General features: G+C 71.7%; 13 protein-coding genes. 7 read left to right on the top strand and 6 right to left on the bottom strand.

The features are described 5' to 3' along the window. Nucleotides 1-169: 169 nt before the first annotated feature. From WMF26_RS25400 to WMF26_RS25380, 5 genes are all read left to right on the top strand, one after another. On the top strand, nt 170-3,226 hold the full coding sequence (locus WMF26_RS25400) for a YbcC family protein (protein ID WP_437994784.1): 3,057 nt from the start codon (nt 170-172) through the stop codon (nt 3,224-3,226). After that, entirely contained in the window at nt 3,216-4,640 is a 1,425-nt protein-coding gene (locus WMF26_RS25395; protein ID WP_437994783.1) for a proton-conducting transporter transmembrane domain-containing protein, read from the top strand. Before WMF26_RS25400 ends, WMF26_RS25395 begins: the two co-directional genes overlap by 11 nt. Next, nucleotides 4,637-6,127, top strand: a complete 1,491-nt coding sequence (locus WMF26_RS25390; protein WP_437994782.1) for a complex I subunit 4 family protein — start codon at nt 4,637-4,639, stop codon at nt 6,125-6,127. The genes WMF26_RS25395 and WMF26_RS25390 overlap by 4 nt, the downstream gene beginning before the upstream one ends. A 294-nt stretch (nt 6,128-6,421) precedes the next feature. Then, complete coding sequence (locus WMF26_RS25385) at nt 6,422-8,302, top strand: phosphoenolpyruvate carboxykinase (GTP) (RefSeq protein WP_438002443.1); 1,881 nt, start codon at nt 6,422-6,424, stop codon at nt 8,300-8,302. Nucleotides 8,303-8,793: 491 nt separating this feature from the next. After that, entirely contained in the window at nt 8,794-14,517 is a 5,724-nt protein-coding gene (locus tag WMF26_RS25380; protein ID WP_437994781.1) for a sensor histidine kinase, read from the top strand. A 49-nt stretch (nt 14,518-14,566) separates the two neighbouring features. Here WMF26_RS25380 and WMF26_RS25375 read toward each other — a convergent pair whose 3' ends face one another. The 4 genes from WMF26_RS25375 to WMF26_RS25360 form a co-directional block, all read right to left on the bottom strand. Next, nucleotides 14,567-15,589, bottom strand: coding sequence for a cation diffusion facilitator family transporter (locus tag WMF26_RS25375; RefSeq protein WP_437994780.1), 1,023 nt, complete (start codon nt 15,587-15,589; stop codon nt 14,567-14,569). A gap of 164 nt (nt 15,590-15,753) precedes the next feature. Next, on the bottom strand, nt 15,754-16,359 hold the full coding sequence (locus tag WMF26_RS25370) for an N-acetyltransferase family protein (RefSeq protein WP_437994779.1): 606 nt from the start codon (nt 16,357-16,359) through the stop codon (nt 15,754-15,756). A gap of 149 nt (nt 16,360-16,508) precedes the next feature. Beyond that, nucleotides 16,509-17,759, bottom strand: coding sequence for a zinc-dependent alcohol dehydrogenase (locus WMF26_RS25365; RefSeq protein ID WP_437994778.1), 1,251 nt, complete (start codon nt 17,757-17,759; stop codon nt 16,509-16,511). Nucleotides 17,760-18,143: 384 nt separating this feature from the next. Beyond that, nucleotides 18,144-19,163 carry a hypothetical protein gene (locus WMF26_RS25360; RefSeq protein WP_437994777.1) on the bottom strand — a complete coding sequence of 340 codons (1,020 nt, stop codon included), beginning with the start codon at nt 19,161-19,163 and terminating at the stop codon, nt 18,144-18,146. Nucleotides 19,164-19,555: 392 nt separating this feature from the next. On the opposite strand from WMF26_RS25360, the gene WMF26_RS25355 reads away from it, so the two are divergent. Together WMF26_RS25355 and WMF26_RS25350 are read left to right on the top strand one after the other, a co-directional pair. Further along, nucleotides 19,556-20,632: an aldo/keto reductase gene (locus tag WMF26_RS25355; RefSeq protein ID WP_437994776.1), complete on the top strand. Its 1,077-nt coding sequence runs from the start codon at nt 19,556-19,558 to the stop codon at nt 20,630-20,632. Between the two features lie 27 nt (nt 20,633-20,659). Continuing rightward, a complete protein-coding gene (locus tag WMF26_RS25350) occupies nt 20,660-21,526 on the top strand; it encodes a DMT family transporter (protein ID WP_437948791.1) in 867 nt (288 codons plus the stop codon). Between the two features lie 61 nt (nt 21,527-21,587). Here WMF26_RS25350 and WMF26_RS25345 read toward each other — a convergent pair whose 3' ends face one another. Both WMF26_RS25345 and WMF26_RS25340 read right to left on the bottom strand, forming a co-directional pair. Continuing rightward, nucleotides 21,588-22,847 carry a peptide-N-glycosidase F-related protein gene (locus WMF26_RS25345; protein ID WP_437994775.1) on the bottom strand — a complete coding sequence of 420 codons (1,260 nt, stop codon included), beginning with the start codon at nt 22,845-22,847 and terminating at the stop codon, nt 21,588-21,590. Between the two features lie 296 nt (nt 22,848-23,143). After that, nucleotides 23,144-24,841: an AAA family ATPase gene (locus WMF26_RS25340; protein ID WP_437994774.1), complete on the bottom strand. Its 1,698-nt coding sequence runs from the start codon at nt 24,839-24,841 to the stop codon at nt 23,144-23,146. Between the last annotated feature and the right edge of the window lie 11 nt (nt 24,842-24,852).

Here is a 24,852-nt window from a genome sequence, read left to right as displayed (position 1 = left end):
CTGAGCCCGCACGGCGCGCGAGGTGCGCGAGGTGCGCGAGGTGCGCGAGGTGCGCGAGGTGCGCGAGGTGCGCGAGTTGCGCGAGGTGCACGAGTTGCGCGAGGTGCGCGAAAGCTGCGCGTGCGCGCCGCGCTTGATGGAGCGATACTTTAGGAGACGTACGATTGACATGAACGAGCCAAGTGCGAAGTCCAGCGCAGGTGAAGCTCCAGAAGAGCGCCTGCGCACCGCCCTCCAGCACGCCGGCCACCTCCTGCCATCGCAGGGGCCCATCGGCGTGTTCGTCCACCACAATACGCTGCACGCGTTCCAGCACCTGCCGTTCCACGACGCGCTCGCCGCGGCGAGCGCGCTGTTCGGGGCAGAGCCGTACCTCTCCGAGGCGGAGTACCGCGCGCACATCGCGTCGGGCCGGATCGACGACCAGGACATCGAGGCGGCGCTCGTCGAGCGCTTCGCCGACCGGCCTGACGAGCGCCGCGGCCCGCTGTCTCGCAACGAGATCGAGCGCCTCGCGCTGCGCTTTCCCATCCAGGCCGCCACCGAGGCGGGGCTCCGGTGGCGCATCGCCGAGGCGGGAGAGACGCGCAGGCTGAGGCCCGACCTCCCGTCCGAGCCGCGCCGCCGGATCCTCGTCGGTACGGCGCGATGGCTGGTCGAGCGCCCCGAGGCCGCCGTGCGCCTCCTCGCCCAGGGCGGCTACGACCTGGAGGTCCGCGCCGCGCTCGCTCTCTGGGACGCGTGCTGCGGCGTGCCGCTGCCGCCGGCGCCGTCCGCCGAGGTGCCGCTCGCCGACCGCGTGGGCGTCGATCGATCCCACCGCGATCTGCTGCTCGCGCTCACGGGGGAAGATCCGGCGGAGCTCATCGACCCGCTCTTCATCCGGCTCCTCAGCGCCTACCTCGACGATGGCGTCGCGCACTGGGTGATGCCGGACCGCGCGCAGGGGCTCTTCCGCGCGTTTCGCAGCCTCGTGCTGGAGGGGGCGAGGCCTGCCGGCGCGCACCTCGCCGGGCTCGACGCGGAGCTCGGCCGGCTCGGGCCGGACGCGTCGCCCGCGGCCGTCGTCGCCGGCGCCCTGCGCGAGCTCGGCGTCGCGGAGGACCGCTGGGAAGGTTACGTGACGCGCGTCCTGCTCGAGCTGCCGGGCTGGGCCGGCATGGTCCACCGGCTCGAGCACACCCCGGGCGACCGGCCGCACGGCTCGCCGCCCGCGTCGCTGCTCGAGTACCTCGCGGTGCGCCTGACCCTCGCCCGGTACGCCCTGCGCGACGTGGCGCGCCGGCGGCTCGGGTTCGAGGGGCCGCTCGCGGGGCTCGTCGAGCACGCCCGGCTCGCCGCGAGGCGCGCCGGGCCGCCGCCGCGCTCGCCCGACAGCGATCGGCCGTTCCTCCTGTTCCACCTCGCGCAGCTCGCGGGGCTGTCGGTCGCCGAGGTGGAGGCGCTCCCGCAGGCCGAGCGCGTCTGGGCGCTGGAGGTGCTCGAGGCGTTCGACGAGGCGACGCGGCGGCGCCTCCTGCACGAGGCGTACGAGCATCACCACCGGGTCGAGGTGCTGCACGGCATCGCGGCGAACCTGCGCCGCCCGGCGTACGAGCGCGCGGTCCTGGACCCTCGTTTCCAGCTCGCGCTGTGCATCGACGACCGCTGCGAGGGCCTCCGGAGGCACTTCGAGGAGCTCTCCCCGCGGCACGAGACCCTCGGCATCGCCGGGTTCTTCGGCGTGCCGATCCGGTTCCGCGGGCTCGACGCCGCCGGCCACGTGAGCCTCTGCCCCGTCGGCGTCGAGCCCGCGCACGAGATCGTCGAGCGGCCCCGCGAGGAGGGCGCCTTCCACCTCCGGAAGGCGCGCCGCAGGCGCTGGGCGCGCTTCGTCCACACGCTCGGGCACGGGACCCGGACCCTCTCGCGCGGCCTCCTGCTCACGCCGACCCTCGGGCTGCTCTCCACGATCCCGCTCGTCGGGCGCGTCCTGTTCCCGAGGGCGTTCGCGCGGCTGCGCCGCGCCCTCGAGCGCCGCCTCCTGCCGGCGGTGCCGACCCACCTCCACAGCCCGCACGAGGAGGGGGCTCCGGCGGGCGGCCGAGGGGCGCCCTTCACGGCCGCCGAGAAGGCCGCGAGGGTGGCCGCGACGCTCGAGATCATGGGGCTCACCCGCCGCTTCGCGCCGCTCGTGGCGGTGCTCGGCCACGGAGCGTCCAGCGTGAACAACCCGCACCAGTCCGCGTACGACTGCGGCGCGTGCGGCGGCCGGCACGGCGGCCCGAACGCGCGGCTGTTCGCCGCCATGGCCAACGACCAGGAGGTGCGCGCGCTGCTCCGCGGCCGCGGCATCGACATCCCGGACGGGACCTTCTTCCTCGGCGGGATGAACAACACGACGACGGAGGAGATCGTCTTCTACGACGAGCACCTCGCGCCGGCGTCGCACCGCGGCGAGATCGAGGCGCTCGAGCAGGCCCTCGGCGAGGCGCGCAAGCGGCACGCGCACGAGCGCTGCCGCCGCTTCGCGTCGGCGCCGGAGCGCCTGAGCCCCGAGCAGGCGCTCGCGCACGTCGAGGCGCGCGCCGTGGACCTCAGCGAGGCCCGGCCCGAGCTCGGGCACGCGACAAACGCCGTCTGCGTGATCGGCCGCCGCGAGCTCACCCACGGGATGTTCCTCGACCGCCGCGCGTTCCTCGTCTCGTACGACCCGACCCAGGACCCGACCGGGGCGATCCTCGAGCGCGTCCTGCTCTCCGCGGGTCCGGTCGGGGCGGGGATCAACCTCGAGTACTACTTCTCCCGCGTCGACAACCTCCGCTACGGCGCCGGGACCAAGCTGCCGCACAACCTCGCCTCGCTGCTCGGGGTCATGGACGGCTCGCTGAGCGATCTGCGCACGGGCCTGCCGAAGCAGATGATCGAGATCCACGAGCCGGTGCGCATGCTCACCGTCGTGGAGGCGAGCGCGGCGACGGCCGCGGCGATCTGCGCGCGGCAGCCGGCGCTCCGCGAGCTCGTCGTCAACGGCTGGATCCAGCTCGTCTGCATCGACCCGGCGACGGGTCGGTTCGAGCGCTTCACCCGCGGCGCCTTCGCGCCGTTCACGCCGCCGGAGCACCCGCTGCCCGCGGTCCAGCGGTCCGTCGACTGGTACGCGGGCAAGCGCGGCTTCATCCCGCCCGCCATCGTCCGCGCCGGGCTTCCACGGTCCCAGACGGAGATCTCTTACCATGCTGCCTGACGTCCTCCTCGGCAAGCTCGCCGCGGTCGCCGTGCTCTCGCCGGCGGTCGCGTTCGCGGCGCTCGGCGCCTACTTGCTCCTCCTGCGCACGCCGAGCGAGCGCGTCGTGTCGGGCGTCGTGCTGTCGGCGCTCTCGCTCTCGCTCGTCGCCTCGCTGGTCGCCTGGGGCTCGTCCGTCGCGGCGCCCTACGCCTTCCTCTCGGTGGATCTCGGGCACTGGTTCGAGGTCTCGGGCTACGCGTTCGACATCGTCCTGCTCGTCGACCGGCTGTCGACGACGATGATGGTGCTCGTCTCGCTGATCGCGCTCGTCACCGGCAGGTTCTCGGTCGCGTACCTGCACCGCGAGCCGGGGTTCGCGCGGTTCTTCCTGCTCCTCGCCCTGTTCTCGGCGGGCATGCTGGCGCTCGTGTCCGCGGGGAGCATGGACCAGCTCTTCGCCGGCTGGGAGCTCGTCGGCGGGACGAGCGTGCTCCTCGTGGCGTTCTTCCACGAGCGCGCGGCGCCGGCGCGGGCGGCGCTGCGCGTCTACATCACCTACCGGCTCTGCGACGTGGGGCTGCTCGTCGGCGCGGTGCTCATGCACTCGCTCGCCGGCTCGGCCAACTTCGGCGAGGTGTTCGGCGGCGCCCCGTGGCCCGGGTCCGCCGCCGCGATCGGCGCCTCCGGGGCCACGGCGATCGCGCTGTGCCTGTTCTTCGCCGCGATGGGCAAGAGCGCGCAGTTCCCCGTCGGGACCTGGCTGCCGCGGGCGATGGAGGGGCCGACGCCGTCGAGCGCGCTCTTCTACGGGGCGATCTCGATCCACGCGGGCGTGTACCTGATGCTGCGCGCTGCCCCCATGCTCGAGCGCTCGCCCGCGGCGAGCGCGGTGGTGGCCTGCGTCGGGGCGCTCACGGCCGTCTACGGGACGCTTGTCGGCCGGGTGCAGGCGGACGTGAAGAGCGCGCTCGCGTACGCGACGATGTCGCAGGTCGGGATCATGTTCGTGGAGATCGGGCTCGGGTACTACCGGCTCGCGCTCGTGCACCTCTTCGCGCACGCGTGCCTCCGGTGCCTGCAGATGCTGCGCGCGCCCGCGGCGCTCCGCGACGCGCAGGAGATCCGGGCCGCGCACGCCAGCGAGCCGCTCCCGCACCTCGCGATCGCCGCCCGCGTGCTGCCGGCGTCGCTCGTGCGGCGCGCGTACTGGGCCTCCCTCGATCGCTTCCAGGTGGAGGTGATGCAGCAGCGGTTCATCGCGGCGCCGCTCATGCGCCTCGGGCAGGTGATCGACGGCCTCGAGCGCCGCTGGGTCGCGGCGCTGAGCGGCCTCGCCGAGCGCGACGAGGGCCGCGCCGTCGAGGCGGGCGCTCCCGGCGAGCGCGCGGGCGCGGCGGCGCCGGCGCCCCAGACGAAGGGGGCGCGGTCATGAGCATGTTCCTGATCCTCTCGGCGACGATCCTCGCGCCCGCGCTCGCCGCGCTCTCGGCCTCCTGCGCGCGCAGCGACCCCGCCGCGCGACGCGTGGCCCTCGCCGGCGCGGCGCTCACCCTCGGGCTCTCGCTCGCGGCGCTCGCGCTGTTCCACGCGGCCGGCGGCGCCGCGGTCGACGCGATCGGCCCCGCCGTGCCGCTCCTCGGCGTGCGCCTCCGCCTCGTCCTCAACGGCTTCACCGCCTCCCTGCTCCCGCTGCTCGGCGCCATGCTGCTCGCCCTGATCGCCGCGGGCCCGCGCGCCGCGCTCGATCGGCGGAGCCTCGCGGCGGTGCTCGTCACCGGGAGCGCCATCCTCGGCGTCTACTGCGCCGCGGACCTCGTGGTGCTCGCCGTGGCGTGGGTCGCCGCCTTCCTGCCGGGCGCGCGCCTCATCGCGCGGAGGGGCGCGGCCGATCGGCTCCTCCGGCGCACCTACCGCATCTTCCTCATCGGCGGCACGGCGCCGCTCGTCCTGGCGCTCGGCGTCATGGCCGCGCTCGCCGCGCGGCGCGGCGCGGCGCTGCCGTTCGACATCCAGGAGGTCGCCCGCGCGGGCATCCCGGAGGCGTGGCAGTCGCCGCTCTTCGCGCTCATCGGCATCTCGGTGCTGATGCGCATGGCCGCCGTGCCGTTCCACGGCTGGCTGCCGGTGCTGCTCGAGCGCGGGCCGCTCGGGGTGACCGTGCTGCTCGCGGAGATGCAGGTCGGCGTCTGCGTGCTCGTGCGCGTGGTGGTGCCGCTCCTGCCGGAGGGCTGCGCCGCGAACATGCCGGTCCTCGCCGCGCTGGGGCTCTTCAGCGCCCTGCACGGGGCCGTCCTCGCGCTCACGCAGACCGATCTCCGCCGCATGATCGGGTACCTCGTGGCGAGCCAGAAGGGGCTCGTGCTCCTCGGGATCGCGTCGATGAACCCGCAGAGCCTGAGCGGCGCGCTGCTCCAGAGCTTCGCCCTGTCGATCGCGGTCACCGGGGTGACGATGGTCGTCTGGGCGATCGAGGCGCGCACGGGCACCGCGGACGTGAGGGAGCTCGGCGGCCTCGTGGCGAGGACGCCGCGCATGGCCGCGTTCTTCCTCCTGCTCGCGTGCGCGACGATCGGGCTCCCGGGGGCGCTGACGTTCATCGGCGAGGATCTGCTCCTGCACGGGGTTTTGCACGTCCACCCCGTGTTCGCGGTGCTGATGCTGGGCGCGACGGCGCTCAACGGGATCACGATGTTCCGCGCGTTCAAGCGCGCCTTCCTCGGCCCGCTCCCCCGCGGCGCGAAGGGCGCCGCCATGGTGGAGCCGCTCCTGTTCCGCGAGCGCGCGGCGCTGCTCTCGCTGCTGGCGCTGACCGTGACCCTGGGCGTCGCGCCGTCGCGGCTGCTCGCGCTGCACGCGCCGGTGGTCGAGCGGGTCCTCGCCGTCGCGGGCGACGCGACGGCCCACGGGCACGCAGAGTAGCCCCTCTCGTCTCGCTCACGCCGCGCGTGTGTGGGCTGGCCCCGTGCTCCTGGATCCGCGCACGGTTTGCTCCGGGGCGCACCTGGTGCGCGCCGCACGCCGAGGCGGGCGGGCTCAGGGAGGATCGGTGCAGCCAACCGGGCGCATTTCGGCCAGAATTGACGTGTGGGCGGGCAGGGCCTGCGCCTTGCAGACCCGCTCGACCCAGAGAGCCAGGAGGGTACGCCAGTGTCCGTAGCAGCCAGCCAGAGCAGCCAGAACTCGGTCCACTCGGAGCCGCCGCCGCCGGTCTCGATCCCGGGGCTCCGATCGTCGATCGCCAACGAGAAGCTCCGGCAGTGGATCGCGGAGGTCGTCGCCCTGTGCCAGCCGGACAACGTGCACGTGTGCGACGGCTCCAAGGAGGAGTACGACGCGCTCTGCGACCAGATGGTCAGGGCCGGCACGCTCATCCGCCTGAACCCGGAGAAGCGCCCGGACAGCTACCTCGCGCGCTCGGACCCGAGCGACGTGGCGCGGGTCGAAGATCGCACGTTCATCTGTAGCCGCCGCAAGCAGGACGCCGGCCCCACGAACAACTGGGCCGATCCGCAGGAGATGAAGGCCACGCTGCGCCGGCTCTTCGCCGGGTCGATGCGGGGCCGGACGCTCTACGTGATCCCGTTCAGCATGGGCCCGGTGGGCTCGCCCTATTCGCACATCGGCGTGGAGCTCAGCGACTCGCCCTACGTCGCCGCGAGCATGCGGATCATGACGCGCATGGGGAGCAAGGTGCTCGACGTGCTCGGGGACGGCGATTTCGTCCCGTGTCTGCACTCGGTCGGGATGCCGCTCGCCCCGGGGCAGGCGGACGTGCCGTGGCCGTGCAACGCGGAGCACAAGTACATCGTCCACTTCCCGGGGGAGCGGGCGATCTGGTCGTACGGGAGCGGCTATGGCGGTAACGCGCTGCTCGGCAAGAAGTGCTTTGCGCTGCGCATCGCCTCGGTGCTCGGCCGGGAGCAGGGGTGGCTCGCCGAGCACATGCTGATCCTGGGCGTCGAGTCGCCGAAGGGCGAGAAGACGTATGTCGCCGCGGCGTTCCCGAGCGCGTGCGGCAAGACGAACTTCGCGATGCTCATCCCGCCGAAGGCGTTCGCGGGCTGGAAGGTGACGACGGTGGGCGACGACATCGCGTGGATGAAGCCCGGGCGGGACGGGCAGCTCTACGCGATCAACCCCGAGGCGGGGTATTTCGGCGTGGCCCCGGGGACGTCGGAGAAGTCGAACGCGAACGCGATGGCGTCCATCCGGAAGGGGACGATCTTCACGAACGTGGGGCTCACGCCCGACGGCGACGTCTGGTGGGAGGGGATGACGGACGAGCCGCCGCCGGAGCTCATCGACTGGCAGGGCAAGCCCTGGACGCCGGACTGCGGGCGCAAGGCGGCCCACCCGAACGCGCGCTTCACGGCCCCTGCGACGCAGTGTCCCTCGCTCGATCCTCGCTGGGACGACCCGAACGGGGTGCCCATCAGCGCGATCGTCTTCGGCGGGCGGCGGGCGACGACGGTGCCGCTCGTGTACCAGTCGTTCAACTGGAGCTTCGGCGTGTACATGGCCGCGACGATCGGCTCGGAGATGACGGCGGCGGCCGCCGGCAACATCGGCCAGGTCCGCCGCGACCCGATGGCGATGCTGCCGTTCTGCGGCTACCACATGGGCGATTACTTCAACCACTGGCTGCAGATGGGGCGCCAGATCGTCAATCCGCCGCGCATCTTCTCGGTGAACTGGTTCCGCAAGGACGATCAGGGCAACTTCCTCTGGCCGGGCTTCGGCGAGAACATGCGTGTCCTCAAGTGGATCGTCGATCGCGTGCACGGCCGCGGCTTCGCCGAGGAGAGCCCGCTCGGCTGGATGCCGCGCTACGAAGACATCGAGTGGCGGGGCATGGATCGCTTCTCGAAGGAGAAGTTCTACCAGCTCATGGCGGTGGACCGGGAGGCGTGGAAGGTCGAGTTCGGCTCGCACCGGGAGCTCTTCGAGCGGCTCTACGACCGGCTGCCCAAGGAGTTCTTCCTGATGCGCGAGCTGCTCCTGTCGCAGCTCTGGCGCTCGCCGGAGCGGTGGGAGCTCGCGCCCGAGCGCTACCTCGACGAGCACGACGACGACGGCGAGGCGAGCGCCTCGTAGCGCACCGAATTCGACGTCATCGGCGTTCTCGCTCGGCCTCGCCCGGCTCCGCCCTCGGCGCTCCCGGAGGGCTGTGTCATGAACGGAATCTGAGGAATGGACGCGCCTGCGCGAGCTTTTGAAGGGCTCGCTCAGGCGCGGCACGCGGAGCCGGGCCGCCGCGCGCTGGCGCGCCGAGCTCGCCGCCGGGCTGAGCGGCCGGGCGTGCGCATGAGCCAGGGATCCCTGCTCGTCGGCGCCTGCGAGGTGCACCGCGGAACTGCCGGGCATCAGCCGTGGTATCTATCGGTCGAGGGGGCCTCGGATATGGTACGACCGCAGGAGACCGCGACAGGTGATGCGGTGCCTGGCCTGCGCTATGCGCTCACGCCGACCGTGCGGTCGCGTCGCCTCGGCGAGGCGCGCGGGCTCGACCGTTCCGGCGTCGACAGCTCTCATGTCCCACGGAGCCGCTGGGCGCCAGCGCCCCACGGCGTGTCCTCCCCAGGGAGATGCTCCCCGTGGAGGTGAGCCTGGCCTCCCCCTACGCGATCACCGAGACCCTCCACGAGGGCCAGAAGACCAGCCTGCTTCGCGCGATCCGGAGCGCCGATGGCTGCCCGGTGATCTTGAAGGTCCTCGACCCGAGGCGCAGCCGCCCGAAGGACATCGAGCGCCTGAAGCACGAGTACGCGATCGGCAAGGCGCTGAGCCACGAGGCCATCGTAACGCCGCTCGCCCTCGAGACGTACGAGGGGCTGCCGGCGCTCGTCCTGGAGGATTTCGGCGGCGATTCGCTCGACCACTTCATGGACGCGCCCATGAACATCGAGCGGTTCCTCGAGCTCGCGGTGCGTATCGTGGCCTGCGTGGCGGAGCTCCACCAGCGGGACATCATCCACAAGGATCTCAAGCCCCAGAACATCCTCGTCAATGCAGCTACCGGGCAGGTCAAGCTCGCCGACTTCGGCCTCGCGTCCCGCCTCTCCCGCGAGCAGTCGCCGGCAGGGCCTCCCCGGCTCATCGAGGGCTCCTTGCCGTACCTGGCTCCGGAGCAGACGGGGAGGATGAACCGGGCGATCGACAGCCGCACCGATCTCTATGCGCTCGGGGTCACGTTCTACGAGATGCTCACCGGGCGGCTGCCGTTCGAGGCGCGCGACCCGTCCGAGTGGGTACACTGCCACGTCGCCCGCGCCCCGCCACCGGCCACCGCGCTCGTCCCGGACCTGCCCGAGGTCCTCTCGGCGATCGTCCTGAAGCTCCTGGCCAAGATGGCGGAGGATCGTTACCAGACCGCGCGCGGCCTCAAGCACGACCTCGAGCGGTGCCTTTCGGAGTGGCGAGCGACCGGCCGGATCGAGCCGTTCCCCTTGGCCGAGCACGACGCCTCCGATCGCTTCGAGATCCCTCAGAAGCTCTATGGCCGCGAGGAGGAGGTGACCGCGCTGCTGCGCGCGTTCGAGCGCGTGGTGGGCACGGGATCCCCCGAGCTCGTCCTGGTCTCCGGCTATTCCGGCATCGGCAAGTCGGCGCTGGTCCACGAGATCTACAGGCCGGTCGTCCGGGAGCGAGCCCTCTTCCTTTCGGGCAAGTTCGATCAATCCCAGCGCGACATCCCCTACTCCACGCTCGTCCAGGCCTTCCGGGAGGTCGTGCTCGAGATCCTCGCCGGGAGCGAGGACCAGATGGCGGCCTGGAGGCAGCGGCTGCTCGACGCCCTCGGGATCAACGGACAGCTCCTGGTGGAGGTCATCCCCCAGGTCGAGCTCGTCATCGGCCGGCAACCGCCGGCTCCAGAGCTTCCGTGGACCGAGGCGCAGAACCGGTTCCGCGTCGTGTTCCGGCGCTTCATCGGGGTGTTCGCCCGGAAGGAGCACCCCCTCGCGCTCTTCCTCGACGATCTCCAGTGGACCGATTCGGCGAGCCTCGGCCTCCTTCACGATCTGGTGACGCACCCCGAGACGCGCTATCTGCTCGTCACCGGCGCGTACCGCGACAACGAGGTGCCCCCCTCGCATCCGCTGGCGCTGGCGCTCGACCAGATGCGGAAGGAGGGCGCGCGCATCTCGGACATCGTGCTCGGCCCGCTTTCCCGAGACAACATCGCCGCGCTCGTCAGCGACGCGCTCCACTGCTCCCGCGAAGACGCCGCGCCGCTCTCGAACCTCGTCCACGAGAAGACGGCCGGCAACCCCTTCTTCGCGGCCCAGTTCCTCAGGGTGCTGCACGAAGAGCGGCTGATCGAGTTCGACGAGCGGGCCGAGGCCTTCCGGTGGGACGTGGCGAAGATCCGCGAAAAGGGCTTCACCGACAACGTGGCGGCCCTGATGGTCGGCAAGCTCGCGCGGCTGCCGGAGGGCGCCCAGGGAGCGTTGAAGCAGCTCGCCTGCCTGGGACACACCGCGGACGTCGCCCTGCTGACGCTGGTTCATGGCGGCTCGGAGGAGGATGTGCACGCGGCTCTTTGGGACGCAGTCCATGAGGGGCTCGTCTTTCGCTTGAACGGCACGTACAAGTTCCTCCACGACTGGGTCCAGGAAGCCGCCTATTCGCTCATCCCCGAAGGCGAGCGGGCGTCGGTGCACCTCGAGATAGGCAGGCTGCTCGCGTCGCGGACGGCGCCGGAGGAGCTCGAGGAGAAGATCTTCGAGATCGTGAACCAGCTCAACCGCGGCATCGGGCTCATCACGTCGTGGGAAGAGCGAGAACGGGTCGCCGAGCTCAACCTCATCGCGGGCAAGCGCGCCAAGGGGTCGACCGCCTACGCCTCGGCGCTGGCGTACCTCGTCGCCGGCGCGGCGCTCCTGGCCGAGGACGGCTGGTCCATCCGCTACGAGCTCATCTTCGCGCTCGAGCTCCACCGGGCCGAGTGTGAGTTCCTGACCGGCGAGCTCTCGAGAGCGGAGGAGCGGCTCTCCATGCTCTCGCGCCGCGCAGGAGACCTCGTCGCCTTCGGCGCCGTCACGTGCGCGCGCATGGCTCTTTACACGACCATGGATCGGAGCGACCGCAGCGTGGAGGCATGCCTCGAATACCTCCGGCGCGTCGGCGTCGAGTGGTCGCCGCACCCGACGGACGCGGAGGTCCTGCAGGAGTACGAGCGGATGTGGCAGAGGCTCGAGGGCCGCCCGATCGAGGAGCTCTTCGACTTGCCCCCGATGGCCGATCCGGACTGCCGCACGACCATCGACGTCCTCTCGTGGTGCGAGGCGCCCGCCCTGTTCACCGACGAGAACCTGCTGAGCCTCCTGGTCGCTCGCATGGTGAACGTCAGCATCGAGCATGGCAACAGCGACGCGTCGTGCCTCGGCTACGTCCGGCTCGGCACGGTCCTTGGGCCACGCTTCGGCGACTACCGCGCGGGGTTCCGCTTCGGCAAGCTCGGCCTCGACCTCGTGGAGAAGCGCGGGCTGGACCGCTTCAAGGCCCGCGTCTATCTGGTCTTCTGGTACGCCATCAATCCCTGGACGAGGCACGTGCGTACCAGCCTCGATCGATTGCGACGCGCCTTTCACGCGGCGCAGGAGGCGGGCGATCTCACGTATGCGTCCTATCTGCGTACCGCCTTTCTCACGCTCCTCCTCATCGATGGAGAGCCGCTCGGCGAGGTGCAGCGAGAGGCGGAGGGCGCGCTCGAGTTCGCGCGGAAGGCGCAGTTCGGCCTCGTCGTCGACTGCATCACCGGACAGCTCAGGCTCATCCAGACGCTCCAGGGGCTCTTGCCGGATTTCGCCTCCTTCAACGATGAGCGCTTCGACGAGGGCCGATTCGAACGGCACCTCGAGGGCGATCCGCGCCTCTCGTTGGCCGCGAGCTGGTACTGGATCCGCAAGCTGCAAGCGCGCTTTTACGCGGGTGATTATGCCTCTGCTATCGAGGCCGCGGCGAAGGCGCGCTGGCTCCTCTGGACGTCGCCGTCGTTCCCCGAGATCGCCGAGTACCATTTTTACAGCGCGCTCGCCCACAGCGCGCTCGCGCGGGCAGCGCGCCACGACGCGGCACCTGCCGATGAGCGGCGCCAGGTTCTCACGGAGCTCCTCGCGCACCACGAGCAGCTCGAGGTCTGGGCTTCGAGCTGCCCCGAGAACTTCGTCCATCGCGCGGCGCTGGTCGGCGCCGAGATCGCGCGCGTCGGCAGCGAATGGGAGAAGGCGGCGCAGCTCTACGAGCAGGCCATCCGCGCCGCGCGCGCGAGCGGCTTCGTCCACGACGAGGCGCTCGCCTACGAGATCGCGTCGAGGTTCTACCGGGCGCGAGGGTTCGACCTGATCGCCGCCACGTACCTCCGCGAGGCGCGCGCCTGTTACGCCCGCTGGGGGGCGGACGGCAAGGTCAAGCAGATCGACCAGCAGAATCCGCACCTCTGGGATACGACGCCGCTCGCCCAGGCCGCCACCTTCGCGGCGCGGTCCGAGCAGCTCGACCTGCTCTCGGTGACCAAGGCATCGCAAAGCCTGTCGAGCGAGATCGTCCTCGACAAGCTGCTGCGCACGCTGCTCACGGTCGTCCTCGAGCAGGGCGGCGCGCAGAGGGCTTGCATCCTCCTGTACCAGGACGAGCGCCTCTCCATCGAAGCGGAGGCGACCCTCGAAGAGAAAGGGGCGGCGACGACCCTCCTCCCGCCTTCGACGGAGGATGGTTCGCGGCGCGTCCCCATGTCGCTCGTCCGCTTCGTGCAGCGGACGAAGGAGCACGTCATCCTGAGCGATGCCGCCGCGGACGCGGGCAAGTTCTCCGGCGATGACTACTTCGCGAGGTGTCGGCCCAAGTCGCTGCTCTGCGTGCCCATCCTGAGGCAGGGCGAGGTGGTGGGCCTGCTCTACCTCGAGAACAACCTCGTCGAGGGCGCGTTCACGCCGGAGCGGCTCACCGCCCTCTCGCTGCTCGCCACGCAAGCAGCGATCTCGCTGGAGAACGCGCGGCTGCTCTCCAAGGAGCAGGCCGCGCGGACCGCGGCCGAGGCGGCGGAGCGGCGTGCGGCCTTCCTGGCCGAGGCCGGGGACATCCTCTCCAGGTCGCTCGATTACGGCGAGACGTTGGCGCGTATTGCGCGGCTCTCGGTACGATCGCTTTGCCATTGGTGCATCATCGATGTCGTGGAAGGGGGAGAGATCCGGCGAATTTCCTGGGCGCACAGAGATCCCACGATGGAGTCGTTGATCCAGGAGCTGGAGCGGCGGTATCCGCCTGGTCGGGACTCGCCGCACCCCGCGGCCAGGGTCCTGCGCAGCGGTGAGCCGCTCCTGCTCCCCGAGATCTCAGAGGCCATCCTCCGGGAACACTGCGAGGACGACGGGCACGTGAGGCTCCTCCGAGAGCTCGGGACCTACAGTTCCATCACCGTGCCGGTCGTGGCGCGGGGACAACCGCTCGGGATGCTGAGCGTCGTCTCGTCCGTGCCGGAGCGCCGCTACGGCGATGCGGACATCGAGATCGTGCAGGAAGTGGCGCGCCGGGCGGCGAACGCGATCGACAATTCGCGGCTCTACCGTGCTGCCCAGGAGGCCGTCCGGGTGCGGGACGAGTTCCTCACGGTGGCGACGCACGAGCTCAACACGCCGATGACGTCGCTCACGCTCACGCTCGAGGCGATGGATCGGGCCCTCCGGTCGGGTGGGCCCTGGGACCCGCGGGCCATGGGCAGGCAGGTCGACCGCGCGCTGCGGCAGGCGAAGCGCCTGACCCGCCTGCACAACGAGCTCCTCGACGTCTCGCGGAGCCAGGTGGATCGGCTCTCGCTCCATGTCGCGGAGGTCGATCTCGTGGCGGTCGTCCGCGACGTCCTCGCGCGATTGACGCTGGAGCTTTCGCGCGCCGGGTGTTCGGTGTCGCTGCGGGACTGCGGCCGGATCGTGGGCCGCTGGGATCGCGCGCGCGTCGAGCAGATCGTCACGAGCCTCCTCACCAACGCGATGAAGTTCGGCGCGGGCAAGCCGGTCGAGATCGTCGTCAGCGAGGAGGCCGGGACGGCGCGGCTCTCGGTGAAGGATCAGGGGATCGGCGTCGACCCGGCGCGGCAGGAGCAGATCTTCGAGCGCTTCGGGCGCGCCGTGTCCGACCGGCACTACGGCGGGCTGGGGCTCGGCCTCTACATGAGCCGCAGGATCGCGGACGCGCACGGCGGCTCGATCCGCGTCCGGAGCGCGCCCGGCGCCGGCGCCACGTTCCTCCTCGAGCTCCCGTGCGCGGGGCCGCCGCGCGCTGGCGAGCCGAGCTCGCCGCCGCCGGGCTGAGCGGCCCCGCGCGCTCGGCGCGGCCGCCCGCCCGCCGCGCCGGCGCCCTTCACGCCGGCTCGTCGCGCTCGACGTCGATGTGCACGAGCACCTCGGCGTCCGGCTCGGCGGCGCGGATCGCGTCGCGCGCGCGGTCGCCCGTCGCGTGCGCGCGGGCGAGGCGCATGTCGCCCGGGAGCTCGATGTGCACGTCGACGAACAGCGTGCGCCCGGCGAGCCGCGTGCGCAGCCCGTGGTGGCCGAGGATGTCGCCGCGCGCGCGCATCGCGTCGAGCGCGGCCTCGATGGCGGCGACGCGCTCGTCGGGGGCGCTGGTGTCGATGAGGTCGCGCACGCCGAGCCGGAGGAGGGACCCCGCGGACGTGAGGACGTAGACGGCGACCGCGATCGACAGGAGGCCGTCGACGCGGGAGAAGCCCGTCGCGTACGTGACGGCGACGCCGAGGAGGACCGCGACGTTCGCCGCGATGTCGGTGCGGTAGTGGACGGCGTCGGCCTGGATGGCGCTCGAGCCGGTGCGGGCGGCGACGCGGCCGAGGTAGGCCACGAGCGCCGCGGTGATCAGCGCGGCGGCGGCCATGGTGCCGAGCGTGACGGCGGCGAGGCGGAGCGGCTGGGGCGAGAGCAGCCGCCGGATCCCCTCGACGAGCAGGTAGACCCCGGAGCCGCCGATGAGCAGGCCCTGACCGGCGGTCGCGAGCGTCTCGATCTTCGCGTGGCCGAAGGGGTGGGAGCGGTCGGGCGCGGCGTGGGCGAGCTGGATGGCGAGGGCGTTGGCCGAGGAGGCGAAGAGGTCCGTGAGCGAGTCGACGGCGCTCGCGGTGACGGCCATCGACTGGCCGAGCTGGCCGGCGACGAGCTTGCCGAGGGCGAGGCCGCCGGCGGTCAGCGCCGCGATGCGCCCGGCGCGCAGCGCGGCGCGGGCGCGGGCGTCGGGGTCGTGGCGGGCGGCGGGGCCGGCGGGGCCGGCAGCGGCGGCCGGCGCGGGCGCGACGCCATGGCCGGGGAGGGCGCCGGGGTCGGGGAGGGCGCCGGGGCCGGCGGCGCGTGCGGCAGGAGGCGGTCCGCTCATCGCGGGGAGGCTACCCCGCGGCGCCGGCGCGCGTCATGCCCGCCGGGGGGGCACGGCACGCCTCACCGGCCCGCGGCGGGCGCGCGTCGTGCCCGCGGGGGGCGCGGCGCGCCTCACCGGCCCGCGGCGGGCGCGCGTCGTGCCCGCGGGGGGCGCGGCGCGCCTCATCGACCCGCGGCGGGCGCATCGTCGGACAGCAGGAGGCCCATGACCAGGTCGTCCACGAACGCCCCGCCGTCGCCGCGGACGAGGTCGCGCCGCGTCCCCTCGTGCACGAACCCGAACGACCGGTAGAGCGCGATCGCCCGCGCGTTGTCCGCCCGCACGTAGAGCTCCACGCGCCGCACGCGCCCCCCGTCCGGGTCGCGGTGCGTGGCCGCCAGCCCGAGCAGCCGCTCCATCAGCGCCCGGCCCACGCCGAGCCCCTGCGCCTCCGGGTGCACGCCGAGCCCGAGGATCCCCACGTGGCGCAGCATCCGGAACCTGAAGCGCCGGAGGAGCGTCGCCTCGCCGACGAGGCGGCCCCCCGGGAGCTCGGCGGCCAGGCACATCGCCGAGCCGTCCATCGCCGTGAGGCCCGCGCGCTCCCGCTGCTCGGCGTAGGAGTCCGCGTCCGCCGGCAGCTCGTCCTCGTGCTTCACGATGCCGTGCCGGGCGCGCACGATCGCCCGCTCGAGATCGAGCAGGGCGGCGGCGTCGTCGCGCGCGCTCTGTCGGACGACGCAGTGACGGCCGCCCCGGAGCGGGGCGCGGTACGGCTCGACCCTCATGGCGGCTGCGAGCCTAGCCGCAGCGGCGGGCCCCGCTCGAGCGGGAAGTTCCCTGTTCGCGCTGGAGCGGTCCCCGCGCGCGGGTGGCCCAGGCGGACGCGCCGGCGCCCGGCGCGCTCACCCGAGCCACGCGGCGGCGCGGCGCCTGGCTACGCGACGGCGCGGTTCAGGTTGGCGGGCGTGCCGGCCGCCGACGGGCGCAGCTCGACCTTCACCCAGCCGGCCTCCCGCCGATCGAACGCCTTGTACGCGTCGATCGCGGACGTGAGGGGCGCCTGCTTCGTGATGATCGTGGTGGGATCGACCTGGCCGGTCTGCACGAGGTCCACGAGCTTCGGGATGTACTTCCTGTGGTTGCAGTTGCCCATTTGCAGGGTGAGGTTCTTGTTCATCGCCTCGCCGATGGGGAACGTGCGCGAGGTCTGCGGGTAGACCCCGATGACCGAGATGGTCCCTGCCTTGGCCACGCAGCGGACGGCCCACTGCAGCACCTGCGACGGCCCGTCGCCGGCGCGGAAGGTGTCGCCCTTGGTCCGCGCGTCGGGGGAGATCTGCTTGACCTCCAGGTCGAACGCCTTGGCGTCCTGCTTTGCCTGCTTGTGGGCGGGGCCGTCGTGGGGGCGCTCGGCGTCGACGCCCACGGCGTCGATCGCCCGGTCCACGCCGATGCCGCCGGTGAGGCGCATGATCGCGACGAGCGGATCCTCGGCGGAGAAGTCGACGGTCTCGGCGCCCTGGTCGCGGGCCATCTCGAGGCGGTCGGCCACCTGATCGACGGCGATGATGCGGCCTGCGCCCATGAGCTTGGCGCTGGCGATCGTGAACAGGCCGACGGGGCCGCACCCGAACACCGCCACGGTGTCGCCGGGCCGGATCTCGGCGAGCTCGGCGCCGAAGTACGCGGTGGGGAAGATGTCCGAGAGGAGGATGGCCTGGTCGTCGCTGACGCCGTTCGGGAGCTTGACGAGGCCGACGTTGGCGAAGGGGATGCGGGCGAATTCGGCCTGGAGGCCGTCGAAGGGGCCGGACATCTTGGGGCCGCCGAAGAAGGCGGTGCCCGCTTGCTTGCCGTTCGGGTTCGCGTTGTCGCATTGCGCGTAGTACGCGGCGCGACAGTACGAGCAATAGCCGCACGCGATGGTCGACGGCACGACGACGCGGTCGCCCTTCTTCAAGTTCCTGACGTCCTTGCCGAGCTCCTCGACGACGCCGACCGCCTCGTGGCCGAGCACGGTGCCCGGGACCATCCCGGGCATGGTGCCGCGGACGAAATGGAGGTCGGTGCCGCAGATGGCGCTGGCCGTGACGCGGATGATGGCGTCGGTCGGCTCCTTGATCTTGGGCTCCTTGATGTCGTCCATCCGGATGTCGCCGACGTCGTGAAACACTACCGCCTTCATGAGGTCTCGCTTTCTCCCTTCAGGGGTGGACCAGCGCGCCGGGCTGCCACGGAGGGCGCAGACCGGCGTGCTGCTGAGATGGCTGAGGGTTCCGATGGGGGCTGTCTGTGCCGATCCCGTGCCAGGGCGAGGGGGAGAGGGGAGGGGCGAGGCCGGGAGGATGCGGGAGCGACCGAGGAAACGGGCGGGGCGCGGTGGTGGGCTCGGGCGGAACGGAGGTGGTGCGCCGGAGGGCGTGCTGCCGAGGTTGGTGCGGCGGGGTGCTCCTGTGGGGGGAGGCCGTGGCGATTTGTCTCGGAGGGCGGCGATGGCGCGGGGAAAAGTGCAGCGGAGCCAACCCGCCGTGACCACCGTCAGCGTCGACCGAGGCCCGCCCGCCGCGCGTCAGAGGCGCTGGCCTGTGCGGCGGACGCGCGCGCCGAGCTCCTCGAGCCGCGCGACGACGCGCGCTGGGTCGAGCACGCTCTCCGGGTTGTACAGGCCCGGGCCGACCGGGGGACCGCCCGCGAGCCCCAGCAAGCGCTCCGTCGCGATCGCGGCGCCGTACGCGCTCAGGCGCGCGAGGCCGTCCGTATCGACGATGTCGTAGCGCAGCCGCGCGCCCGCGCCGTCGCGGCGCCGCCCCGACACCTCGACGATGAGCTCCGTCACGTGACCCGCCCCGCCCGTCGCGGCGTCGCGCGTCGCGATGTCGACGCGGATCTCTCGCGCGTCGGTCGCCGCCGCGAGGCTCACCACGTCGGGGAGCGGCATGGCCCGGCCGACGCGCTCCACGCCCTCGCCGTCCACGAAGCGCCGTGTCGCCGCGTCGCCGAGCAACCAGGTCCATTTCCCGCCCTGGAGCGCGAGCGGAGCCTGCCCGGTCTGCGCCTCTTGCTCGAAAGCGGCCTGCAATGCGGGGCCGCCGCGATCGTCCGCGTCGACCACGCAGCCGATCGCGATCGCGTCGACGCGCTGGAGCTCCTGCGCGAGGTGCAGCGCCGCCAGCGTCGCCGCGCCGCCGAAGGCGTGGCCCAGCAGGAGGATGGGGGCGCGCGTCGGTCGCGCGATGTAATGGGCGACCACGGGGCCGATCTCCCCGACGGCGTCCGAGAAGGCGATGTGGGGCACGCCGTCCGCCTGCGCGCGCTTCACCGCGTTCGACGCCTCGTCCTTGACGAGCGCGACGACGGCGCTGAACGACGCGCCTCGCTCGAGGCCGAGGTCGTCGCGGCCGACGTCGGCGGCCGTCGCCGTCGTCGGGCCGCCGACCTCCGCGGCGACCTCGGACGCCCTGCGCGCGTCGCGTCCGGCGATCGCGATCGGGAGGTCCGGATGCAGGCGCCGGAGCGCCTTTGCTGCGCGCGCGCCGACCTGGCCGGAGCCGCCGATCAAGAGAACGGGTGACATCGTTCGTGTGGCCATCTGAATGGACTCCTCCCACCGAGCGCGCGGGCGCCCGGAGCGTGCCTGGGGATAACCTACCATTGGTAAGTTTTGTTTCGTAATATGCGCCCGCTCGTGGCAGCGTCAAGGCGAATGGCGAAGTCCCGGGGGCTGGCCTTGTGTTGCCTGGTATTCGCGCCGGTGGATGCGGGCTCGTCGGCTGATGCGGGCTCGTCACTTGGAACGGGCTCGTCGGTTGGCGCTGACTCGCCGGGTTCGTGCGCGCGCCGTGGCCGACCGGTCAGGGTAAACGCTCGATCGCGCCCGTGGTCAACGGCGCCGCCGGCTTCGTTCTGCTGTGCCGGCCGGCCCTTGACTTCGAGCGCGCTCGAAGTCTTATGCCTCCGGGACACACAAAGGGAGAAGGCACCATGCGATACAACCTCCTCGGGAAGACGGGCCTCTACGTGTCCGAGCTCTGCCTCGGCGCCATGACGTTCGGCGGAAAGGGCTTCTGGCAGGTCGTCGGCGCGCTCGGCACCAGCGAGGCCGAGGCCCTCGTGGGCGCGTCGCTCGACCGCGGCGTCAACTTCATCGATACGGCGGACGTCTACTCCGAAGGCGAGTCGGAGCGGATCGTCGGCGCGGCGCTCAAGGCGCTCGGCCGCCCGCGCGAGCAGGTCGTCGTGGCCACCAAGGTGCGCGGGCGCGTGGGCCCGGGCGTGAACCAGGTGGGCCTCTCGCGGGCGCACATCCTCGCGAGCATCGACGGGAGCCTCCAGCGGCTCGGGCTCGATCACGTCGACCTCTACCAGATCCACGGCTTCGACCCGGTGACGCCCATCGAGGAGACGGTGCGCGCCCTCGACGACGTGGTGCGCTCGGGCAAGGCCCGTTACGTCGGCTTCAGCAACCTGCCCGCGTGGCTGGCCATGAAGGCGATCGGCTTCGCGCAGGCGAACGGCCTTGCGCGGTTCGAGAGCGCGCAGGTCTACTACTCGCTCGCGGGGCGCGACATCGAGCGCGAAATCGTGCCTTTGGCGCAGTCGGAGGGCATCGCGATCCTCCCCTGGAGCCCGCTCGCGGGCGGCATGCTGTCGGGCAAGTTCGATCCGGAGAAGCCGGGCGGCCCCGACGGCGCGCGGCGCTCGAGCTTCGACTTCCCGCCGGTCGACCGCGCCCGCCTGCCGCGCGTGCTCGGCGCGCTGCGGGAGGTCGCGGGCGCCACGGGCCTCTCGGTCGCGCGCGTCGCGCTCGCGTGGCACCTGACTCGCCCCTTCGTCACCAGCGTCATCATCGGCGCGAAGACGCGGGAGCAGCTCGACGACAACCTCGCTGCTGCGGACGTCACGCTCGCGCCCGAGCACGTCAAGCAGCTCGACGAGGCGAGCGCGCTCCCGCCTGAATACCCTGGCTGGATGGTGGAGTGGCAGAACCGCGACGCGCGGGGCGTCGTCGGCGGGCAACCGGTCATGGACCGCGCCCGCCAGCACCTGACGAAGAAGTAGCGGCCCACGCGGTCCGCCCCTCCCTCCATGCCCTCTCAGCGCCTCACCCGCATCGCGCCTCCGCTCTTCGTCGTCATCTGGTCGACCGGGTTCATCGTCGCGCGGCTCGTGGCGCCTCACGCGGAGCCGCTCACCTTTCTTCTGGTGCGCTACACGCTCGCCGGGCTCGTGCTGGCCTTCGTCGCGGTGGTGGCGCGGGTGCGATGGCCGAGGGCGGCGCGCTCCTGGCGGGACGGTCTGGTGGCCGGCGCCCTGCTGCACGGATTCTACCTCGGCGCGGTGTTCTGGTCGGTGAAGCACGGGCTGCCGGCGGGCATCTCGGCGCTCGTCGCGGGGCTGCAGCCGCTGGTCACGGCGGCGCTCGCCGGGCCGCTGCTGGGAGAGCGGGTCTCGCGGGGCCGCTGGCTCGGCATCGGGCTCGGCTTCCTGGGGGCGTGCCTCGTCGTGTTCCCGAAGCTCGGGGCCGGCGTGCCGCCGCTCTCGCTCGCGGTCGCGGTCCTGGGGATGCTCTCGATGACGCTCGGCACCCTTTGGCAGAAGCGCACGGGCGGCGGGGTCGACCTGCGGGTCAATGCCGTCATCCAGTACATCGGGGCCGCGCTCGTCACGTTGCCGATGGTGCTGCTGACCGAGCAGCGCCGGATGGAGCTCACGCTCCCGCTCTTCGCGGGGCTCCTCTGGGCGGTGTTCGGGCTCTCGATCGGGGCGGTCGGGCTCCTGCTCACCCTGATCCGGCAGGGCGCCGTGGTGGGCGTGGCGACGCTCCTCTACCTCGTGCCGCCGGTCGCGGCCCTCATGGCGTTCGGCTTGTTCGGTGAGACCCTGAGCCTGGTGCAGGTCGCCGGAATGGCCGTCGCGGCGCTCGGTGTTTACGCGGTCGTACGTCCGACCTGAGACACGACGTCTCCTCGGCGGCGAGCGCCGGGCAAGGCGTCGAGAACGTCAAAGGACGCGTTCACTGCGCCTGCACGTAGAGCGAGAACGGGAAATTGCCCTGCCTGTCGACGAAGGTCGCGTCGGGGACGTCGATCACGAATTCGTGCATGCCGGCGCTCGCGGCCCCCCACGGGACGATCCGGGTGTCGATCACGTCGCCAGGGCACCAATTGCTGAACGACTGCCACTCTTCGTCCGACCGCGGGGACCGCCCGTAGATGCCGTTGCTCTGGGTGTTGTACTTGCGAAACGGCTCGCACGACATGCGCCCGGGCTTGTATTGCAGGGCCAGCTCGCCGTCGACGTACACGTAATGCTCGCGGCGAATATACTCCTCGCCGCCCTGGTTGGCGCCATGATTCGACGTGATCAACACAAGTTGCGCATTCTGTGTGTCTGCCGGCAATTCGAAGCTGACGGTCTTGCGGGTCGTGCCGACCTTGTCGCTGGCGCCCATCGCGTAATTGTTGAATTCTTCGCCGATCGCCAGCGGTAACAGGACGCCGAAGTCCTGGGCCTCCTTCGTGCTGTCGGTGTACAGCAGCAGCGATCCAAGCTGCGTGTCATTGCGACCAGCGCAGCCGACGACCTCATCGTTCGCGGCGTAAGGCACGCCGAAGATGCTCAATTCGAACCAGAAGTCGTGCTCGGCCAGGAGGTCGGGGTCTTTCAGGATCGGTACGAGGTTGCTGGCCTCCCATTCGTAGGGGACCGTCGTCGGCTGCTTGTTCATGTCCATGAACGGCGTGACGAACCGCGCGACCTCGATCCGGTCGACCTCGCCGGCGACGTAGGTCTGGGCACCCTTGGGGACCAGCGCCAGGTTGACCGAGCCGAGTCGATCGTAGTTGTCGCACAGCGCCCCCACGACCACGCGGACCTTCAGGGTGGTCTGGACCTTGGCGAGCAGCTCGTCGGTCAACCTGGTCGCGACCAGCGAGTTGTCGTGGCGGATCACGCCGTCCGGGAGCGGTTCGTCGACCGTCGCGGCGTAGCCGTCGTAGAACGCGACGTTCTCCAGCACCGGGACCTCCTCGGGTTCCGGGGGCGGCACGTCGCCGCTGCCGCCGCTGCCGCCGCTGCCGCCGCTGCCGCCGCTGCCGTCACTGCCGCCGCCACCGCCAGCGCCAGCGCTGGTCCCGGTCGCTGCCGTCGTGCTCCCGGTGCTGTCAGAGGTCCCGGCGCCTCCGCCAATGCCCACGTCGGAGCGCTGTTCATTCGTGCACGCGGCGAGCAGGGCCAACGGACAGAGGTACGGGATCGCGCGACGCAGGTTCATTCGTCACAAGTATCAAATCGCCGACTCGATGTCGCGCTGGAGCGGCGGACCCACCACGCCCACGGGGTGTCCTGTTTGGAGCGCTCGACGGTCTCCGGACCCGAGTAGTTTCGCGAGTTTGTGCATGGCGAAGTAGGACGGAGGCGGGCCGACGGGGGCACCACCCGCAGCGACGCAAAAGCGTGTAATTGTTTATTCCTGTTGCGCCTTTGCGCCTTTGCGCCTTTGCGTTGGACTCTCTTTCGGGATCCCTGGCCGGACTCCTGGTGGGTGGAACCAGCCCGGAGTGTACGAACCTAACCCGGCTCGCCCGCGCGCACCCGGACGACCTTCCCATCGAACGCGACGGCCAGCGCATGGACCGGCACAGCCCCGCTCGCGCGCAGCTCGGCGGCGTAGCCTCCCGTCCGGATCTGCGCCAGCGCGTCGTCGAGCGCCCGATCGAGGCTCACGCGCGGCGCGCGGGCGACCTTGAGCTCGAGCACGATGCCGGGCCGGCCGGGCTGCGCCGGCCGGATCATCACGTCGGGGCGCCCCTTCCCGGACTCGCGGTTCGAGCGCACGTGATGGCCCGGCTCGAGCGCCGCCAGCAGGCCGGCGACGAAGCCGTGGTAGACCGCTTCCGGGTCGACCCTCGTCGCGTCGTGGTACGAGAGCACGTCGGTGACGAAGGCCTGGAGCTCTGTCTCGAACCCCGCCGCGTCGCCCGAGAGGAGCGCGGCGAGGAGCCGCTGCATGCTGGTGCCCTGCCGCTTCAGCCGCGCCTCCGCCCAGCGCCGGAACGTGCCGGTGTAGAGCAGCCGCACCTCGCGGTTCGGGATCTTCAGCGCGTGCGCGGGCTGCTCCCCCGGCCCGCGCGAGCGCTTCTCGGCGCGAAGGTAGCCCGAGAAGACCAGCAGCCCGAACAGCGCGTCTTCGTTCTGCGCGAGGTCGCCGACGGCCACGTTCTCCTCGAGCACGCGCTCGATCTCGCCGCCCTCCATCAGCACCTCCAGCGCGGGCTGCAGCGTGACGGCGTGCTCCTCGATCACCCTCTGGATGAGGTCGTTGGAGCTCGTGCCGAGCCAGAAGGGGAGCGGATCCGCGTCTCTCCCCTCCAGGAAGCTGAGGATCGACCAGGGGTTGTAGATGACCGCGCCGCCGAAATCGTACCCGTTGTACCAGGCGCGGATCACCTCCAGCAGGCCGCGCCGGTCGGCTTTGTCCAGCAGTGCCTCCACCTCGGGCTCGGTGAACCCGAAGCAGGTGCTGAAGTCCGAGCGGAGCAGCGAATAGACCACCACGTTGTTGAGCCCAGAGAAGATGCTCTCGCGCGCCACGCGGAGGATGCCGGTGAGGACGGCCCGGTGGAGGTGCGGATTGCCCTTCAGCCCCTCGGTGAGGAACGTGCGCACGAAGTCGAGGATGCGCGGCGCGTAGCCATGGAGATAGCCGGCGTGGATGGGCTCGTCGTACTCGTCGATGAGCATCACGACGCGCTCGCCGTGGAGGCGGTGGAGATGGCTGGACAGGTCCAAAAGCGCGCGGCCGTACACGGCCTCGGACGCCGTGCCGTCCAGCACTTCCCGGTAGCGGCGCTGCTCCACGTCCCCGAGCTGGCCGCTGTCGAGCACGTAGCGGTGCTGGTCGTAGAGCGCGACGATCTTCTCCCGGAGGGCCGCGAAGCAGCGCTCGAACGTCTCCTGCTTCGCTCCTTTCAGCGTCAAGTAGATGACAGGATACCGCTGGAAGTGCGCGCGATAGCGCTCTCCGGCCTGCCAGATCGAGAGGTCCTCGAAGAGGCTCGAAAGGTCCTCCTGCCGCTTCTCGAAGAACCAGCGCAGCATCGACAGGTTCAGCGTCTTGCCGAACCGCCGGGGGCGGGGGAGGAGGACGACCTGGACGCCCTCCTTGTCGATCAGCTCGCGGATGAGGTGGGTCTTGTCGACGTACTCCAGCCCGGACTCGCGGAGCTGGCGAAAGTCGTCGATGCCGAGCGCGACGCGGAGGGACATGGGTTCCCAGC

Origin of the sequence: Sorangium sp. So ce185, from assembly GCF_051526825.1 — a bacterium.
Lineage (GTDB): Bacteria > Myxococcota_A > Polyangia > Polyangiales > Polyangiaceae > Sorangium > Sorangium cellulosum_D.
This window is presented reverse-complemented; position numbering and strand designations above follow the sequence as displayed.

Coding starts and splice junctions, on each gene's coding strand:
- WMF26_RS25400 (WP_437994784.1), top strand. CDS start 170: ATGAACGAGCCAAGTGCGAAGTCCAGCGCAGGTGAAGCTCCAGAAGAG.
- WMF26_RS25395 (WP_437994783.1), top strand. CDS start 3,216: ATGCTGCCTGACGTCCTCCTCGGCAAGCTCGCCGCGGTCGCCGTGCTC.
- WMF26_RS25390 (WP_437994782.1), top strand. CDS start 4,637: ATGAGCATGTTCCTGATCCTCTCGGCGACGATCCTCGCGCCCGCGCTC.
- WMF26_RS25380 (WP_437994781.1), top strand. CDS start 8,794: ATGCTCCCCGTGGAGGTGAGCCTGGCCTCCCCCTACGCGATCACCGAG.
- WMF26_RS25375 (WP_437994780.1), bottom strand. CDS start 15,589: ATGAGCGGACCGCCTCCTGCCGCACGCGCCGCCGGCCCCGGCGCCCTC.
- WMF26_RS25370 (WP_437994779.1), bottom strand. CDS start 16,359: ATGAGGGTCGAGCCGTACCGCGCCCCGCTCCGGGGCGGCCGTCACTGC.
- WMF26_RS25365 (WP_437994778.1), bottom strand. CDS start 17,759: ATGAAGGCGGTAGTGTTTCACGACGTCGGCGACATCCGGATGGACGAC.
- WMF26_RS25360 (WP_437994777.1), bottom strand. CDS start 19,163: ATGGCCACACGAACGATGTCACCCGTTCTCTTGATCGGCGGCTCCGGC.
- WMF26_RS25355 (WP_437994776.1), top strand. CDS start 19,556: ATGCGATACAACCTCCTCGGGAAGACGGGCCTCTACGTGTCCGAGCTC.
- WMF26_RS25350 (WP_437948791.1), top strand. CDS start 20,660: ATGCCCTCTCAGCGCCTCACCCGCATCGCGCCTCCGCTCTTCGTCGTC.
- WMF26_RS25345 (WP_437994775.1), bottom strand. CDS start 22,847: ATGAACCTGCGTCGCGCGATCCCGTACCTCTGTCCGTTGGCCCTGCTC.
- WMF26_RS25340 (WP_437994774.1), bottom strand. CDS start 24,841: ATGTCCCTCCGCGTCGCGCTCGGCATCGACGACTTTCGCCAGCTCCGC.